Consider the following 16,131-nt stretch of genomic DNA (forward strand, 5'->3'; position numbering starts at 1 on the left):
CCGATCCGTGACCATCGCGGCGATCGGCTAGCACACGGTGTGAACCGGATCCCCACAGTGCGGTGACATTCCGAAGGCGCGCAGGGTCCGCGCGGTGAACGCGCCGACGCCGAGCGCGCGCACGGTGTCGAGATCGGCGGGGGTGTCGACGTCGCAGCGCAACCCCGGCCAGTGCCCGGCCAGTGCCCGCGCGCCGCCGTCGCGATGCGCCCGCGCGGAATCGGTGCCGAAGCGCGGGGACAGCGGGGCGGTGTTGTCGCGGACCAGCAGGGCCGCGGTGCCGGTGCCGGTGTGATCGATCACCACCGAGCGCGCGCCGTCGGGGGCGACGGTGAGCAGATCGCTCAGTTCCGCGGTGCGCAGGGCGGGCAGGTCGGCCTGCAGGGCGAGCAGATGACCCGGCCCGTGCCGGTCGCGGACGTCGGCCGCGCCCGCGGCGAGCGCGGTGTTGAGCGGATCGTGGTCGGTCGCCGGTTCGTCGAGCACGTGCGCGCCGAGCTCGCGGGCGCGCGCGGCGACGAGCGGATCGGGGGTGACCACCGTCAGCGACCGCACCGCGGGCACGGCGGTCGCGGCCACGACCGTATCGGCGAACATGGCCAGCACCAGCCGGCCGCGCTGCTGCGGCGTGAGCATCTCGGCCAGCCTGCTCTTGGCCCGGTCGATGTGCTTGACCGCCATCACGGCGTGCACGGTGTGCGGACGCATGCTGTCAATCCTTGCATGGCATATTGGGCTGATGACGAGGGCGGCGGTAATGGGAGCGGGGTCGTGGGGCACCGCGTTCGCGAAGGTGTTGGCGGAAGCGGGGACCGAGACGACCATCTGGGCCAGGCGGCCCGACGTCGCGCTGGCGCTCGACACCGACCATCAGAACCCCTTCTATCTACCCGGCGTGCAGCTGCCGCCGGTGCGCGCGACCCACGATCACCGGGCCGCGCTCGACGGTGCCGACCTGGTGGTGCTGGCGGTTCCGTCGCAGTCGTTGCGCGCGAATCTGGATCAGTGGAAAGGCGATATCGGCGCCGACGCCACGCTGCTCAGTCTCTGCAAGGGCATCGAGACCGGCACGCTGCTGCGGATGAGTCAGGTGATCGCCGAGGTCACCGGTGCCGAGCCGGGACGCATCGCGGTGCTGTCGGGGCCGAATCTGGCGCACGAGATCGTCGAGCGTCAGCCCGCGGCGACGGTGATCGCCTGCTCGGATGCCGAGCGCGCGGGCGCGGCGCAGCGGGCCATCGCCACCGGATACTTCCGGCCCTACACCAATTCCGATGTGATCGGCGCCGAGATCGGCGGGGCGTGCAAGAACGTCATCGCCATCGCCTGCGGGATCGCCTCGGGCATGGGCCTCGGCGACAACTCGGTGGCCAGCCTGATCACCCGCGGACTCGCCGAGATCATGCGGCTCGGTGTCGCGCTCGGTGCCCAGCCGGTGACGCTGGCCGGGCTGGCCGGGGTCGGCGATCTGGTGGCCACCTGCACCTCGCCGCTGTCGCGCAATCGGTCCTTCGGCCATGTGCTCGGGGCGGGCGGGTCGATGCAGGTCGCGCAGGAGGCGACCAATGGCCAGGTGGCCGAGGGTGTGAAGTCGTGCACATCGGTACGGGCGCTGGCGGCGGCACATCAGGTGGAGATGCCGCTCACCGACGCGGTGCACCGGGTGTGTCACGAGGGGCTTTCGGTGAACGAGGCGGTCGGCAGTCTGCTGGGCCGCCGGATCAAACCCGAGTAAGGCCGATACCACCGGACGGCCGCGAACCTACTAGGTTGGCGTGCATGACGAACCGGATCAGGGTTGCCGTGGTGTTCGGCGGGCGCAGTAGCGAGCACGCCGTGTCGTGTGTGTCGGCCGGCAGCGTGCTGCGCAACCTCGATCCCGAACGCTATGAGGTGGTGCCGATCGGCATCACCACCACCGGCAGCTGGGTGCTGGCCGATGGCATCGGCGAGCTCGCGCTGAGCCATGACGCGCTGCCCGCCGTCGACGCGTCGGGTACCGCGTTGACCCTGGCAGCGGACCCGGGCCGGGCCGGTGCGCTCGTCGCGCTCGACGATCCGACCGCCGCGCTCGGCAGCGTCGACGTGGTCTTCCCGATCCTGCACGGTCCCTTCGGTGAGGACGGCACGCTGCAGGGGATGCTCGAATTGGCCGGTGTGCCCTACGTCGGCGCGGGCGTGCTGGCCAGTGCCGCGGGGATGGACAAGGAGTTCACCAAGAAGTTGCTGGCGGCCGAAGGGTTACCGGTGGGTCTGCAGGTGGTCCTGCGGCCCGGCACCGACACCCTGGCCGAGGCCGACCGGGCGCGGATCGGGTTGCCCGCGTTCGTGAAGCCCGCGCGGGGCGGTTCCTCGATCGGCATCACCAAGATCACCGACTGGGCCGCGCTGCCCGCCGCCATCGCCGCCGCCCGCGAGCACGACCCGAAGGTGATCGTCGAAGCCGGCATCGTCGGCCGCGAAGTCGAGTGCGGCGTCCTGGAATTCGCCGACGGTCAGGTGCGCGGCAGCGTGGTCTCCGAGATCCGCATGCCCGACGCCGACGCGGCCGCCCCCGAGTTCTACGACTTCGCCACCAAATACCTCGACGACGTGTGCGAATTCGACGTCCCCGCCAAGCTCGACGACGCCGTCGCCGACGAGATCCGCGAGCTCTCGGTCCGCGCGTTCCACGCGCTCGACTGCCAGGGCCTGGCCCGCGTCGACTTCTTCATCACCGCCGACGGCCCGGTGATCAACGAGATCAACACCATGCCCGGCTTCACCCCCATCTCGCAGTACCCGCGAATGTGGGAGGCAACCGGCGTCGACTACCCGACGCTGGTCTCCACACTGATCGAAACGGCCGTCGCCCGAGGCACCGGCCTGCGCTGACCGCCGCGACACGCACCACGCGTAGCGACTGAGCTTTCGCACCCGAGGCAACCAACGCCACCCCACCAACCCAACCACCACGGGTTTTCGGCCGCCTCGCACCCGAAGGGCGAGACGTAACGCCGCAGGCGGAGTATCGCCCTTCGGGTGTGAGGCCTCCAGGGCCGAAAACCCCGCGGCGCCAGCCGCCAAAATTACAGCTCGCCAGGCTGGGGTTCCTGGAAGGGCAGGGTCTCCTTGATGGTGTCGGAGACGATCTGGACCGGGCCGGTGCCGGAACCGTCCGGGACGGTCAGGGCGATGTAGGTCTCGCGGTCGACGGCGAACCAGGTGCCGGTCTGGGCGACCTCGTCGCGGACCTGGAACCACTGCACGTCGTCGATCACCTGCAGCGGGGAGGCGCGGTTGAATTCGAGGGGGCGGTCGAGGCCGCAGCGCAGCACGATCGGGTCGCCGCCGTCGGGCAGTTGCCACGCGCGGGTGGCCGGTGGGGCGGGCTCGTGGAGGGTGGACTTGGTGTAGTCGCCGAGGTCGGCGGGCAGGGCGGGCAGCAGGGCCTGGCAGGCGGGGCCGTCGGCGGCCGGTGCGGGGACCGGGCCGAGGGCGAGGGGTTCGCGTTCGACGGGGGCGCGCAGGGCGATGAAGGCGGCTACCAGGACGGCGACGATGAGCACGACGGGTAGCGCCACCGCCGTGGCGATGAGTGCGGGGGAGTAGGGCGTCGAAGCGTCCGGCTCCGCGTCGGTGTCCGGCTCAGCATCGGTGTCGGCGTCCGTGTCGGTACTCGGCTGGTCGGGACTCGGCTGGTCGGTACTCGGTTGGTCGGTCGGGGGGCGACCGGGTTCGGGGGTGTCCCCGCTCCGGGACTGCTCCTCGCGGTCGTCCGCTGTCGGGTCCGACGAATCCGCCGCCATAGCCGTGTGGTCCTTCCGTTGTGTCCGATCGCCTCCGAAAGGGTACCGTCGGGGCGATTTCGTCGGTCGGCAGCACAGCGGGAAGGGGTCGGTCATCAGCGAGGACAGCCGTCCGCTGACGGTGCGTGAGCTGGGCGAGTTCGCCTTGATCGATCGGATCAACGCGGGCCGGGAGCAGTCCGCCCACGTGCTGCTCGGCCCCGGCGACGACGCCGCGCTCGTGGCCGCGCCCGACGGCCGGTTCGTGGTGAGCACCGACATGCTCGTCGAGGGCAGGCACTTCCGGCGCGACTGGTCATCGCCCGTCGACATCGGCCGCAAGGCGATCGCTCAGAACGCCGCCGACATCGTGGCGATGGGCGCGCGGCCCACCGCCTTCGTCGTGGCGCTGGGCTGTCCGGGCGAGACCGAGGTGTCGGTGATCGAGGGCATCGCCGACGGGATGTGGGCCGAGGCGGGCCGCGCGGGTGGTTCCATCGCGGGCGGCGACCTGGTTCACAGCGCACAGCTGGTGATCTCGGTGACCGCGTTCGGCGACCTCGGCGGCCAGGCGGCGATCACCCGCTCGGGCGCCACCGTCGGTGACATCGTCGCGGTGGCAGGCGAACTCGGCTGGTCCGGCGCCGGGCTGGCCGTATTCTCCGGCAGCGCCGATACTTCCGCTCCGGCCTTCGCCCATGCCCTTGCGGCACACCGCGTTCCGCAACCGCCCTATTCGGCCGTGCTCGATGTGTTCGGCGCCGAGGGGCCGTCGGCACTCACCGATGTCTCCGACGGACTGCTCGCCGACCTCGGCCACCTGGCCACCGCTTCCGGCGTCGCGATCGACGTGCACAGCGCCGCACTGGCCGACCCGGAACTGGCCGCGCTCGCGCGGATTCTCGATGCCGATGCGGGGCAATGGATTCTGTCCGGGGGCGAGGATCACGCCTTCGCCGGGACCTGGCCCGCGGGCACCGGCCTGCCGCCGGGCTGGCGGCCGATCGGGGTCGTCCGCGCAGGCAGCGGCGTCACCGTCGACGGCGCGGCGCCGACCGGTGGCACCGGCTGGGAATCGTTCCATGGGGCGGACGCCACATCCACCGGCGACAGACGATAGGTTGTGCGGTCATGGGTGCCAAACCACTGTCGGAGATCATCGATCCGGGCTGGGCCCGGGCACTGGAGCCGGTCACCGACCGCATCAGCGAAATGGGCGAATTCCTGCGCGCGGAGAACGCGGCGGGCCGCGGCTATCTGCCCGCGGGGGAGAACGTGCTGCGCGCGTTCACCCGTCCGTTCGACGCGGTGCGGGTGCTGATCGTCGGCCAGGATCCCTACCCGACCCCTGGCCACGCGATGGGCCTGAGTTTCTCTGTCGCGCCGGATGTTTCGCCGGTGCCGCGCAGTCTGTCCAATATCTTCGCCGAGTACACCAAGGACCTGGGCTTCGATACGCCCGGCTGCGGTGACCTGAGCCCGTGGTCGGATCAGGGTGTGCTGCTGCTCAACCGCGTCCTCACCGTCACCCCGGGAACCCCGGCCTCGCATCGTGGCAAGGGCTGGGAAGCGGTGACCGAACAGGCCATCGCGGCACTGGTCGAGCGCGACGAGCCGTTGGTCGCGGTGCTGTGGGGACGCGACGCCGGTTCACTCAAGCCCACCCTGACCGCCGCCGAGGTGCCCTACATCGAATCGGCGCATCCCTCCCCGCTGTCCGCCTCGCGCGGTTTCTTCGGTTCGCGGCCCTTCTCCCGGGTCAACGAACTGCTCGACGAGCTCGGTGCCGAGCCCGTCGATTGGCGGCTGCCCTGACCCGGGGCGCCGTCCGCACCAGAGGAAAATGATGAAGGAGCACAATTTCATGCACACCACGACCGTTCGCGCCGCCCTCGCGACCGCCGCCGTCGCCGCGGCCCTCACCGCGGGCGCGGGCTCGGCCGCCGCGGCCGGCCTGCAGCTCGAGCCCTACAACGAGCAGGCCGCGCCGGTGAAGACCAGCCAGATCGGTGAGGAATGGACCTCCACCGGCACCTCCACCATCTCCTCGGGCGTGAACGCGAAGGTGACCTGCATCCTGCAGAACACCTTCAGCGCTCTGGGCGCCAACTGCTGAGTTGATTGGCGGCTGGCGCCGCGGGGTTTTCGGCCCTGGAGGCCTCACACCCGAAGGGCGATACTTCGCCTGCGGCGTTACGTCTCGCCCTTCGGGTGCGAGGCGGCCGAAAACCGTGGTGGTGGGGTCAGCCTCAGCTGAGTCCGCGGTAGTCCGGCTTTCTCTTGGCCACGAAGGCGTCGACTCCTTCGCGGCCGGTGTTGCTGCTCGCGGCGGCGGAGATGCTGTCGCGTTCGGCGTCGAGCTGCTGGTCCAGGGTCGCCGTGGGCGATTGGGCCAGCAGCTTTTTCATGGCCGCGTAGGTGGGGCGGGGGCCGGTGACGAAGCCGGTGGCCACGCGCAGGGCCTCGGCGCGGACGTCCTCGTCGGCGACGGTGCGGCTGAGCACGCCGAGGCGGACGGCTTCCTCGGCGTCGAGGACGGCGTCGGTGAGCAGGATCTCGGCCGCGCGGCTCGCGCCGACGATGCGCGGCAGCGTCCAGGACATGCCGCCGTCGGGGCTCAGGCCGATGCCGGGGTAGGCGGGGCGCAGCTTGGTCGACGGGCCGCCGATCGCGATGTCGGCCGCGCACACCAGGCTCATGCCCGCACCCGCCGCCCAGCCGTGCACCGCGGCGACGACGGGCACCGGGGCGGCGGCCAGGGCGCGCACGAATTCGTGCAGCTGGGAAGCCAGCTCGTGGAGACGAGCGCCGCGGTCTTCGGCACTGGCGAAGTCACGGACATTGCCGCCCGCGCAGAAGTTGGCGCCAGCGCCGACGAGCAGGATGGCGCCGACCTCGGTATCGAGCGAGCGCAGGGCCTCGGTGCCCGCGTTGATCAGGGTGAAATCCATCGAGGTGCCCGCGGCGGCGGTGGCGATGGTCAGCTGCAGCACGCCGTCGAGGAGTTCGACGGCGGCGACCGGTTCGGTGGTACTCATGGCGTCACCCTAGCGAGGGTCACGCCGCCAGAATTGCTCGGGCAGGACGGTGAACGGGTCGACCCTGCGCTCGCCGGTATCGGCGAAGCCGTGCCTGCGGTAGAAGGCGTGCGCGCGCGGATAGTCGCCGAAGACCCACAGCGTGCACGGCGATCCGGGGGCCGCGTCCGCGATCAGGGCGTCGGCGACACCGGTGCCGTGCCAGGCGGTGCGGACGTAGAGCGCCGCCAGTTCGGTGTCGGTGGCGGCGGCGAAACCGATCAGCTGGTCCTCGGCCACGGCGACGGATATCCGGTGCTCGCCGTCGACGCGGCGGCGCTCCCAGGTGATCGCGGAGCGATCGAGATCGAAACCGGCGAGCACGTGCTCGGGAACCAGCGTGCCGTAGGCCTCGCGCCAGCTCGCGATGTGACAGGCCGCCAGCTCGGCGACCCGGCAGGCGGTCAGCGGGACGATCCGCCAGGTCGTCACCGGACCGTACCGACGACAACGCCCCGGATCACCCACGAGGGGTGCCGGGGCGTGATCGGCAGAATGTACGGGCTGAGAATCAGCCGCGCACGACCTTGCCCGCCTTCAGGCAGGAGGTGCACACGTTCATCCGGCGAGTGTTGCCGGGGGCAACCTGCGCACGCACGGTCTGGATGTTCGGGTTCCAGCGACGGTTGGTGCGCCGGTGCGAGTGCGAGACCGACTTCCCGAAACCGGGGCCCTTGGCGCAGACGTCGCAAACGGCAGCCATGTCGCGAGCTCCTTCATGTCATAAGCGGACAGCGGCGCACGTATGCCCGCTGAACCGGAAACTGATGTCGTCAAATGCCTTGCCGACTCGCGTCGGCCAGCGCAGACCCAGTGGGGCCGCGCAAAGCAACCCTGCAAGGGTAGCTGGCCGGGCCGTGAACTTCCAAACCGGGTGTCCCGGTCGACACGCCGGGTGCAGCCCGGATGCCGGGCCCGTCCGAGGTCAGCATACCGCTGTCGGTCGCTGGCGCTAACCTGGCGTGCGATGCTCGGCGCGCGGGCGCCGACGACTGGGGAGCGAGGTGACGGTGTCGCAGGTGCGTGAGGCGCTCGACGGGGCAGCGCTGCTGGCCTGGGCTCGCGATTGCCGCACCGACCTGGACCGCCGCCGCGCCGAGATCGACGCCCTCAATGTGTTCCCCATCGCCGACGCCGACACCGGCACGAATCTGCTCGCCACCATGCGGGCGGCGGTGGCCGCGGCCGAGGACGTCGTCGTGGCCGACGCGTCCAATGCCACCCACGTCGTGGCGCAGGCGCTGGCGCGGGGCGCCACCCTCGGCGCGCGGGGGAACTCGGGCATCATCCTGTCGCAGGTACTGCGCGGGATCGCCGAGGCCGTGCGGAGCGGCCCGCTGACCGGTGATCGCCTGCGTGTGGCACTGCGACGGGCCGCCGTGCTGGTGCGCACCGGGCTCAGCGCACCGGTCGAGGGCACGATCCTGACCGTGCTCGATCGCGCCGCGGTGGCCGCCGCCGCGTCCGCCGACACCGTGCTGGTCACCGTCGCGCGCGCCGCCGCCGAGGGCGCCGCCCGCGCCCTGAACGAAACCCCCGCCCAGCTGGGTGTCCTGCGTGCGGCGGGCGTGGTCGACGCCGGTGCCCGCGGGCTGCTGGTTCTGCTGGACTGCCTCGTCAGCCAGATCAGCGGTGAGGCACCGCACCGCGGTGTGTATGCCCGCGACCGCGCGGACCGGGACGATCCGGTGTCGAGCGGGCGCACCACCGCGCGCGACCGAACCCGGGGAGCAGGTGACCCGGACGGCGCGACCGATGACAAGGAACCCCGAGCCGCGCTGAGTCGATCTGGTGACGACGAAGCCGGATCCGGCCCTGCCCGGGGCGGAATCCGCGGTGCGGGACACCCCGCCGACGGCTCTGGCGATGAGCGCAGCGGCGGTGGTGTTGACCGGCGCGCCGGTGACAGCGAGGACGCTGGTGGTTCGAGCGAGCCGGTCGGTCCGGAATCCGCACTCGACGATAAGCAGCGAGATCTTGGGGATCGAGCCGAGGGTTGGTTCGAGTCGGCGGACCAGGTGTCCGAGCCACACTTCGAGGTCATGTATGTGATTTCGGGCACTGATGAGGAGGGTGCGGACGCGCTGCGTGATCGGCTCGCGGTGCTCGGCGACTCGGTGGTCGTGGTGGGGGACGGGGACAGTACGTGGTCGGCGCATGTGCACTGTCGTGACGCGGGGGCGGCGATCGAGGCGGGGATCGGGGTCGGGCATCTGACCCGGATCCGGGTGGAGAGCTTCGCGGTGACCGCGCCGCACGGCGGCAGCCACGAGCACCATGCCGAGTCGGCCCCGCCGGCCGGACACCCCGCCGCCACGGTGTCCGCCGATGACCCGGCACCCGGGTACGGACCCGCCGACCGCGGCATCCTCGCCGTGGTCGCGGGGGCCGATGCCGCGCGCCTTTTCGAGGACGCGGGCGCGGTGGTGCTGCGCGGTGATCGGCAACTCGATACCGGTGCGTTGCTCGCGGCGATTCGGGCCATGCCGCATCGGGAAGTGCTGGTGCTGCCCAACGGCGCCCTGCCCGCGCAGGAACTCGTCGCGGTCGGTGTCGCGGCGCGTGACGGGTCGCGCGATGTGCTGTTGCTGCCGAGTTCGTCGGTGGTGCAGGGGCTGGCCGCGCTGGCGGTGCACGATCGGGGACGGATCGCGGTCGACGACGCGTTCGCGATGTCGGAGGCGGCCGCGACCACACGGTGGGGCGCGTTGCGGGCGGCGAGTGTGCGCGCGCTGACGATGGTCGGAACCTGTTCGCCCGGTGACGGTTTGGGACTGGTCGGGCACGATGTGGTGGTGATCGACCCGGACGTGGTCGGCGCGGGCCGCATCCTGCTCGACCGGATGCTCGGGCTCGGCGGCGAACTGGTGACGCTGCTGATGGGCGCGGACGCGGGGCCGGAACTGGCGCGGGTGCTCGGCGAGCACGTGACGGCCGGTTTCCCCGGTGTCGAGGTGGTGGTGTATTCCGGTGGGCAGCAAGCGGATCTGGTGCAGATTGGGGTCGAGTAGACGATGACGACAGTGAGCGACCGGCTCGACCACGTGCTCGGCGTGAAGGCGGCCGACCGGCTGGCCGAGGCCTTCGACATGACCACCGTCGAGGACCTGCTGCGCCACTACCCGGTGCGCTACGCCACCCAGGGCCAGCCACTCACCGAGGAGGAGCCCGAGGAGAGCGCGCACATCACCGTGATCGGCCGGATCACCAAAACCGAACTGCGCCCGATGAAGAACCGCCGCGGCTCACTGCTGAAGGTGCAGCTCGACACCGGCGCCGCGCGCCCGATCGAGGCCACCTTCTTCAACGGCGACAAGGTGCGCTACCTGGTGAAAGAGGGTGTGCGGGCGATGATGTCGGGCACCGTGCACTGGTGGCGCCCCGACCGCTGGAACCTCTCGCACCCGGACTACCTGATCCTGCCCGACAAGGCGGAAGCCGGTGTCGAGGACCTCACCTCGGTGCGTGGCAGCGGTGCGCTGCGCGGCCTGGCGCAGAGCGCGAAAGGCGCCGGGGGAGTGGACGCCTCGTTCTTCGAACGCGAGTTCGTCCCGGTGTACCCGGCGACGGCGAAGGTGCAGAGCTGGGACCTGCTGGCCTGCATCCGCCAGGTGCTCGACCAGCTCGACCCGATCGAGGACCCGCTGCCCGCCGACCTGCGCACCGAACGCAACCTGCTCGACGTCTCCGAGGCACTGCGCCTGATCCACCTGCCCGAACACAAACTCGACATCGAGAAGGCCAGGGACCGGCTGCGTTTCGACGAGGCACTGGCCCTGCAACTAGTACTCGCCGAACGCCGCCACGAGGTCGAGGGCCGCACCGCCCCGGCCTGCCCGCCGCGCACCGACGGCATCGCCGCCGACTTCGACGAGCGGCTGCCGTTCGAACTCACCGAGGGCCAGCGGCAGGTGATCGACGAGATCTCCGCCGACCTGTCACGCACCCGCCCGATGCATCGCCTGCTGCAGGGCGAGGTGGGTTCGGGCAAGACGATCGTCGCCCTGCACGCGATGCTCCAGGCGGTCGACGCCGGCCGTCAGTGTGCTCTGCTCGCGCCGACCGAAGTCCTTGCCGCCCAGCACTATCGGTCGCTGCGGGCGATGCTCGGCGACCTGGGTACCGCGGGCGAACTCGGCGCCGCGGAGCACTCGACGAAGGTGGTCCTGCTGACCGGCTCGATGTCGGTGGCGGCGAAGAAGGCGGCGCTGCTGGACGCGATGACCGGCGAGGCCGGACTCGTCATCGGTACCCATGCCCTGATCCAGGACGCGGTGGAGTTCTTCGACCTCGGCCTCGTCGTCGTCGACGAACAGCACCGCTTCGGCGTCGAACAGCGAGATGCCTTGCGCGCCAAGGCGAAAGACGGCATCAGCCCGCATCTGCTGGTGATGACCGCCACCCCCATCCCGCGCACCATCGCGATGACCACCCTCGGCGATCTGGAGACCTCCACGCTCACCCAGCTGCCCAAGGGCCGCTCGCCGATCGTGTCGAAAGTCGTGCCACGCAAACTGCATCCGGGCTGGGTGGACCGCGCCTGGGAACGCATCGTCGAGGAGGTCGGCGCGGGCCGACAGGCCTATGTGGTGTGCTCGCGCATCGGCGAGGACCCCGACGCGCCCCCGGCCAAGGGCAAGAAGTCGGCACAGGAGAAGGAGGGCCCGACCACGCAGGCGGCCGTCGACATGTACGAGACGCTCGGCGCCGGTCCGCTCGCCGGGGTGCGGGTGGGTCTGCTGCACGGTCGGTTGCCCGCCGACGAGAAGGACCACGTGATGCGCCAGTTCAACGACGGTGCCATCGACGTGCTGGTCTGCACCACCGTCGTCGAGGTCGGCGTGGACGTGCCCAACGCGACGGTGATGGTGATCGTGGACGCCGACCGGTTCGGCGTGAGCCAGCTGCACCAGCTGCGCGGCCGCATCGGACGCGGCAAGCACCCCGGCCTGTGCCTGCTGGTCACCGACGCCGCGCCCGGCGGCACCGCGATGGCCCGCCTGGAAGCGGTGGCCGCGACCACCGACGGCTTCGAACTGTCGGTGCTCGACCTGCGTCAGCGCCGCGAGGGCGATGTCCTCGGCTCCGCCCAGTCCGGCACGGCCCGCTCGCTGCGCCTGCTCTCACTGCTCGACGACCTCGAAGTGATCACCGCGGCACAGGAACTGGCCAGACAGGTCGTCGCCGAGGACCCCGGCTTGGTGAAACATCCCGGCCTGGCAGGCATGATGCACGCCGCCGTCGACGGCGAACGCATCGAATACCTCGCCAAGTCCTGACCCCACCCGTCCAGGTTCTAGCGCGGCAGGCGCGGGTAGGGGAGGTCGGTGCTGGTGTGTTCGGCGACGGCGAGGGGGCGGCCGATCTGGGGGAAGGCGCGCTGGGGGCAGGCCGCCCGCTCGCAGACCTTGCAGCCCGCGCCGATCGGCACCGCGACCTGTGGGTCGTCGAGCTGGATGCCCTGGGAGTACACCAGCCGGTCGGCGTACTCGATATCGCAGCCGAGCCCGATGACGAAGTTCTTCGACGCGGCGCTGTAGCCCTGCGGCCCGTTCGGGGTGGTGCGCGCGATCCACAGATAGCGGCGACCGTCGGGCATCTCCGAGATCTGGGTGAGGATGCGGCCGGGATGGGCGAAGGCCTCGTGGGTGACCCACAGCGGGCAGCTGCCGCCGACCCGGGAGAAGTGGAACGCGGTGGCGGACTGGCGTTTCGAGATGTTGCCCGCCCGATCGGTGCGCACGAGGAAGAACGGCACCCCGCGCTGGCCCTGGCGCTGCAGCGTGCTGAGCCGATGGCAGACCGTCTCGAAACCGACCTCGAACCGCAAGGCCAGCAGGTCGACGTCGTAGCGCAGTTCCTCGGCCGATCGCAGGAACCGTCCGTAGGGCAGGATCAGCGCGCCCGCGAAGTAGTTGGCCAGTCCCACCCGGGCCAGCGTGCGGGATTCGCCGGTGAGCGCGCGGGATTCGGCGAGCACGTTGTCGATCTCGCGGCCGTAGAGCAGCAGGCCGAGGGTGGAGGCGATCTGGAAGGCGCGCTGGCCGGGACGCAGCCGCCGGGCCAGCGTCAGGGTGCGGGTGTCGGGATCGTAGTGGCGTTTCGGGATGGTGGGGTCGGCACCGTCGCCGCGCACGAGCACGGTCACGCCCGCGCGTTCCTCGGCGACCCGGGCGAGTTGCCGATCCAGCGAACCGATACTGAGCCCGGACTCCTCGAACAGCTGCTCGGCGGCGTGATCGAGGGTGGCGATGTGATTGCGGTGGTCGTAGAAGAAGTCGCGCACGTCCTCGTACGGCATGGGGGTGCCCGGTGCGCCCGTGGGCGTATCGACCCGCGAGGACAGCAGATCGAGCTGATCGGTGGCCGCGCGCAGGCGCCGGTGCATGGCGATCACGATCCGCGCCACCTCCGGCAGCCGGGTCGCCAGCTCCTCGACCTCGGTGATCGGGGCGGTGTCACCGCCGCCCGCGGCTTCCACGAGCACCTCGTGCAGGTCCGAGACCAGGCGGGCGTCGGAGTCGGCGGCGAAGAACTGGACGTCGAGGTCGAAGGTCGAATTGAGTTTCAGCAGCACGGGAATGGTGAGCGGGCGCTGATCGCGCTCGAGCTGGTTGAGATAGCTCGGCGAGAGATCCAGCGATTTGGCGAGCGCGGCTTGGGTCATTCGTCGTTCTTCGCGCAGCCGTCGCAGCCTGGCCCCCGCGTACATCTTTCGCACGTGGCAGATCCTAACGCGGCTGGTTCGCAATATTCGCTGAAAGTCACGATTGTCTGTGGAGAACCCCAGTCCTGCAAGGGATTCTATCTGTAACTACTGGTGCGTAACGTGCGAAGAGCCGGGTGCCGAAACGCGACTGCCCCGGACGGAGCGAATCCGTCCGGGGCAGTCACGGCGATGATCAGCGCAGCGCGGTCGCGGCGGTCACCAGATTACGCAGCGAGGCCTCGACCTCGACCGGGCCACGGGTCTTCAGACCGCAGTCCGGGTTCACCCAGAGACGCTCGGCCGGAACCGCTTTCAGCGCCGCCGACAGCGAGGTGGTGATCTCCTCCACCGAGGGCACGCGCGGGGAGTGGATGTCGTAGACGCCCGGACCGACGCCGAGCGCGAAGCCCGCCGCGTTCAGGTCGTCGAGGACCTCCATGTGCGAACGCGCCGCCTCGATCGAGGTGACATCGGCGTCCAGACCCGCGATGGCCGAGATGACCTCGCCGAACTCCGAGTAGCACAGATGGGTGTGCACCTGGGTGGTGTCGGCGACACCGGCGGTGGCCAGGCGGAACGAGTCCACCGACCACTGCAGGTAGGCGGGCTGGTCGGCCGCGCGCAGCGGCAGCAGCTCGCGCAGGGCGGGCTCGTCGACCTGGATCACCCTGGTGCCCTGGGCTTCCAGGTCCACCGTCTCGTCGCGGATGGCCAGCGCCACCTGGCGGGCCGAGTCGCCCAGCGGCTGGTCGTCGCGCACGAACGACCAGGCCAGGATGGTCACCGGGCCGGTGAGCATGCCCTTGACCGGCTTGGTGGTCAGCGACTGGGCGTAGCCGATCCACGACAGCGTCATCGGCTCGGGCCGCGAGACGTCACCGAACAGGATCGGCGGGCGCACGCAGCGGGTGCCGTAGGACTGCACCCAGCCGTTGTCGGTGGCGGCGAAGCCGTCGAGCAGCTCGGCGAAGTACTGCACCATGTCGTTGCGCTCGGGCTCGCCGTGCACCAGCACGTCCAGGCCCAGCTTCTCCTGCAGGGTGATCACGTCGGCGATCTCGGCCTGCATCCGGCGCACGTACTCGGCCTGGTCGATCTCGCCCTTGCGCAGGGCGGCGCGCGCCAGGCGGATGGTCGAGGTCTGCGGGTAGGAGCCGATGGTGGTGGTCGGGAGCACCGGCAGGTCGAGGTGGTCGCGCTGCAGGGCGCGCCGCTCGTCGGCGGGCAGGCGGTTCAGGTCGCTCTCGTCGAGGGCGGCCAGCCGGGTACGGACCTGCTCGACGTGCAGGCGGGGATCGGTGCGCCGCGATTCGGCGGCATCACGCGCGGCGGCCAGTTCGGCGGCGACGGCATCGGTGCCCGTGGTGAGGGCGGTGGCGAGCACGCGCACCTCGGCGACCTTCTCGGCGCCGAAGGCCAGCCACGAGCGCAGCCGCTCGTCGAGCCCGGTCTCGGGGGTCAGCGAGTACGGCACGTGCAGCAGCGAGGACGAGCTGGACACGGCCACCGAACCGGCGCTGCCGAGCAGGGTGCCCAGCGTGCTCAGCGCGGCGTCGAGATCGGTGCGCCAGATGTTGCGGCCGTCGACGACGCCCGCCACGACCAGCTTGTTCGCCAGCGCGGGCAGCACCGCGAGGTCACCGACCTGGGTGCCCGCGGTGAAGTCGACCGCGACACCCTCGATGGCGGTGTCGGCCAGGGCGGCCAGTGCGCCGTCGGGGTGGCCGAAGTAGGTGGCGACCAGGATCGCCGGTCGCCGCTCGCCGCTCGACAGCTCGGTGTAGGTCTCGCGGACCAGCGCGATCTCGGCCTCGGTGAGGTCGGTGACCAGCGCAGGCTCGTCGATCTGGACCCACTGCGCGCCCGCGTCGGCGAGCTGGGTGAGCAGGTCGCGGTAGAGGGCGACCAGCTCGGGCAGGCGGTCCAGTGCCGCGCCGTCGGCGGCCTTGGCCAGCTTCAGGAAGGTGATCGGGCCGACCACCACCGGGCGGGCCGCGACCCCGAGTTCGATCGCCTCGGCCAGTTCGGCCAGCAGCTTCTCGGGGTTCAGCGAGAAGACCGTCTCGGCGCCGATCTCGGGCACCAGGTAGTGGTAGTTGGTGTCGAACCACTTGGTCATCTCGAGCGGGGCGACGGTGTCGGTGCCGCGCGCGGCCGCGAAGTAGCGGTCCAGCGGATCGGCGATCCCGGCGACCCGCGGCGGCAGCGCGCCGAGCAGCACGGCGGTGTCGAGCACCTGGTCGTAGTAGGAGAAGGTGCCGACCGGCACCGAGTCCAGGCCGGCGGCCTGCAGCTCGAGCAGCTGGGCGCGCCGCAGTTCACGGCCGACGGTGTGCAGGTGACCGGCGTCGGCGCGACCGGCCCAGTAGGCCTCGGTGGCGCGCTTGAGCTCCCGGTTCGGGCCCACCCGGGGCAGACCGAGAACCGTTGCGGTGAAAGGAGTGTGCGAAACAGTCACGGAAGTTTCTCCAGTGCGGTACGGACGGCCCTCACCATGCGGGCAGACGCCAACCGCCGGACCGTCCACTACGACACACGTGCGGTAGGTCTGTTGGTGGTCCGCGCGCCCGATCCACGA

At 70.9% G+C, this 16,131-nt stretch carries 14 protein-coding genes; 7 read left to right on the forward strand and 7 right to left on the reverse strand.

Annotation, left to right across the window (positions count from 1 at the left end):
* Positions 1 to 27: 27 nt before the first annotated feature.
* A complete protein-coding gene (gene cofC / locus ACFVVM_RS21010) occupies positions 28 to 708 on the reverse strand; it encodes a 2-phospho-L-lactate guanylyltransferase (protein ID WP_387620693.1) in 681 nt (226 codons plus the stop codon).
* Between the two features lie 31 nt (positions 709 to 739).
* Here cofC and ACFVVM_RS21015 point away from each other — a divergent pair, with 31 nt between their 5' ends.
* Together ACFVVM_RS21015 and ACFVVM_RS21020 are read left to right on the forward strand one after the other, a co-directional pair.
* Positions 740 to 1,735, forward strand: coding sequence for an NAD(P)H-dependent glycerol-3-phosphate dehydrogenase (locus ACFVVM_RS21015; protein WP_387620696.1), 996 nt, complete (start codon positions 740 to 742; stop codon positions 1,733 to 1,735).
* 44 nt (positions 1,736 to 1,779) lie between these two features.
* Positions 1,780 to 2,874, forward strand: a complete 1,095-nt coding sequence (locus ACFVVM_RS21020) for a D-alanine--D-alanine ligase family protein (protein WP_387620699.1) — start codon at positions 1,780 to 1,782, stop codon at positions 2,872 to 2,874.
* A gap of 194 nt (positions 2,875 to 3,068) precedes the next feature.
* Here the strand turns inward: ACFVVM_RS21020 and ACFVVM_RS21025 are convergent, their stop codons facing one another.
* A complete protein-coding gene (locus ACFVVM_RS21025) occupies positions 3,069 to 3,788 on the reverse strand; it encodes a DUF3515 family protein (protein ID WP_387620702.1) in 720 nt (239 codons plus the stop codon).
* A gap of 115 nt (positions 3,789 to 3,903) precedes the next feature.
* Here ACFVVM_RS21025 and ACFVVM_RS21030 point away from each other — a divergent pair, with 115 nt between their 5' ends.
* Genes ACFVVM_RS21030 through ACFVVM_RS21040 form a run of 3 tightly spaced genes read left to right on the forward strand, consistent with a single transcriptional unit; the run spans position 3,904 to position 5,883 of the window.
* Complete coding sequence (locus ACFVVM_RS21030; RefSeq protein ID WP_387620916.1) at positions 3,904 to 4,887, forward strand: thiamine-phosphate kinase; 984 nt, start codon at positions 3,904 to 3,906, stop codon at positions 4,885 to 4,887.
* An 11-nt stretch (positions 4,888 to 4,898) separates the two neighbouring features.
* Positions 4,899 to 5,582 carry a uracil-DNA glycosylase gene (locus ACFVVM_RS21035; RefSeq protein ID WP_387620704.1) on the forward strand — a complete coding sequence of 228 codons (684 nt, stop codon included), beginning with the start codon at positions 4,899 to 4,901 and terminating at the stop codon, positions 5,580 to 5,582.
* A 49-nt stretch (positions 5,583 to 5,631) separates the two neighbouring features.
* Complete coding sequence (locus ACFVVM_RS21040) at positions 5,632 to 5,883, forward strand: hypothetical protein (protein WP_071931776.1); 252 nt, start codon at positions 5,632 to 5,634, stop codon at positions 5,881 to 5,883.
* Positions 5,884 to 6,016: 133 nt separating this feature from the next.
* Here the strand turns inward: ACFVVM_RS21040 and ACFVVM_RS21045 are convergent, their stop codons facing one another.
* The 3 genes from ACFVVM_RS21045 to rpmB form a co-directional block, all read right to left on the reverse strand.
* Complete coding sequence (locus ACFVVM_RS21045) at positions 6,017 to 6,805, reverse strand: enoyl-CoA hydratase/isomerase family protein (RefSeq protein ID WP_387620707.1); 789 nt, start codon at positions 6,803 to 6,805, stop codon at positions 6,017 to 6,019.
* 9 nt (positions 6,806 to 6,814) lie between these two features.
* Complete coding sequence (locus tag ACFVVM_RS21050; RefSeq protein ID WP_387620710.1) at positions 6,815 to 7,276, reverse strand: GNAT family N-acetyltransferase; 462 nt, start codon at positions 7,274 to 7,276, stop codon at positions 6,815 to 6,817.
* Between the two features lie 79 nt (positions 7,277 to 7,355).
* Complete coding sequence (gene rpmB / locus ACFVVM_RS21055) at positions 7,356 to 7,547, reverse strand: 50S ribosomal protein L28 (protein ID WP_011210730.1); 192 nt, start codon at positions 7,545 to 7,547, stop codon at positions 7,356 to 7,358.
* Positions 7,548 to 7,848: 301 nt separating this feature from the next.
* Between rpmB and ACFVVM_RS21060 the strand changes: the two genes are divergently transcribed.
* Positions 7,849 to 9,855, forward strand: coding sequence for a DAK2 domain-containing protein (locus ACFVVM_RS21060; RefSeq protein WP_387620712.1), 2,007 nt, complete (start codon positions 7,849 to 7,851; stop codon positions 9,853 to 9,855).
* Positions 9,856 to 9,858: 3 nt separating this feature from the next.
* Positions 9,859 to 12,123: an ATP-dependent DNA helicase RecG gene (gene recG / locus ACFVVM_RS21065; RefSeq protein WP_387620714.1), complete on the forward strand. Its 2,265-nt coding sequence runs from the start codon at positions 9,859 to 9,861 to the stop codon at positions 12,121 to 12,123.
* A gap of 17 nt (positions 12,124 to 12,140) precedes the next feature.
* On the opposite strand, the gene ACFVVM_RS21070 is transcribed toward recG, so the two are convergent.
* Positions 12,141 to 13,565: a short-chain fatty acyl-CoA regulator family protein gene (locus ACFVVM_RS21070; protein ID WP_387620717.1), complete on the reverse strand. Its 1,425-nt coding sequence runs from the start codon at positions 13,563 to 13,565 to the stop codon at positions 12,141 to 12,143.
* A 181-nt stretch (positions 13,566 to 13,746) separates the two neighbouring features.
* Positions 13,747 to 16,011, reverse strand: coding sequence for a 5-methyltetrahydropteroyltriglutamate--homocysteine S-methyltransferase (metE, locus tag ACFVVM_RS21075; RefSeq protein ID WP_387620719.1), 2,265 nt, complete (start codon positions 16,009 to 16,011; stop codon positions 13,747 to 13,749).
* Positions 16,012 to 16,131: the final 120 nt, after the last annotated feature.

This window comes from Nocardia sp. NPDC058176, from assembly GCF_042883805.1.
Lineage (GTDB): Bacteria > Actinomycetota > Actinomycetes > Mycobacteriales > Mycobacteriaceae > Nocardia.

Coding starts and splice junctions, on each gene's coding strand:
- ACFVVM_RS21015 (WP_387620696.1), top strand. CDS start 740: ATGACGAGGGCGGCGGTAATGGGAGCGGGGTCGTGGGGCACCGCGTTC.
- ACFVVM_RS21045 (WP_387620707.1), bottom strand. CDS start 6,805: ATGAGTACCACCGAACCGGTCGCCGCCGTCGAACTCCTCGACGGCGTG.
- ACFVVM_RS21035 (WP_387620704.1), top strand. CDS start 4,899: ATGGGTGCCAAACCACTGTCGGAGATCATCGATCCGGGCTGGGCCCGG.
- recG (WP_387620714.1), top strand. CDS start 9,859: ATGACGACAGTGAGCGACCGGCTCGACCACGTGCTCGGCGTGAAGGCG.
- ACFVVM_RS21020 (WP_387620699.1), top strand. CDS start 1,780: ATGACGAACCGGATCAGGGTTGCCGTGGTGTTCGGCGGGCGCAGTAGC.
- ACFVVM_RS21040 (WP_071931776.1), top strand. CDS start 5,632: ATGCACACCACGACCGTTCGCGCCGCCCTCGCGACCGCCGCCGTCGCC.
- cofC (WP_387620693.1), bottom strand. CDS start 708: ATGCGTCCGCACACCGTGCACGCCGTGATGGCGGTCAAGCACATCGAC.
- rpmB (WP_011210730.1), bottom strand. CDS start 7,547: ATGGCTGCCGTTTGCGACGTCTGCGCCAAGGGCCCCGGTTTCGGGAAG.
- ACFVVM_RS21025 (WP_387620702.1), bottom strand. CDS start 3,788: ATGGCGGCGGATTCGTCGGACCCGACAGCGGACGACCGCGAGGAGCAG.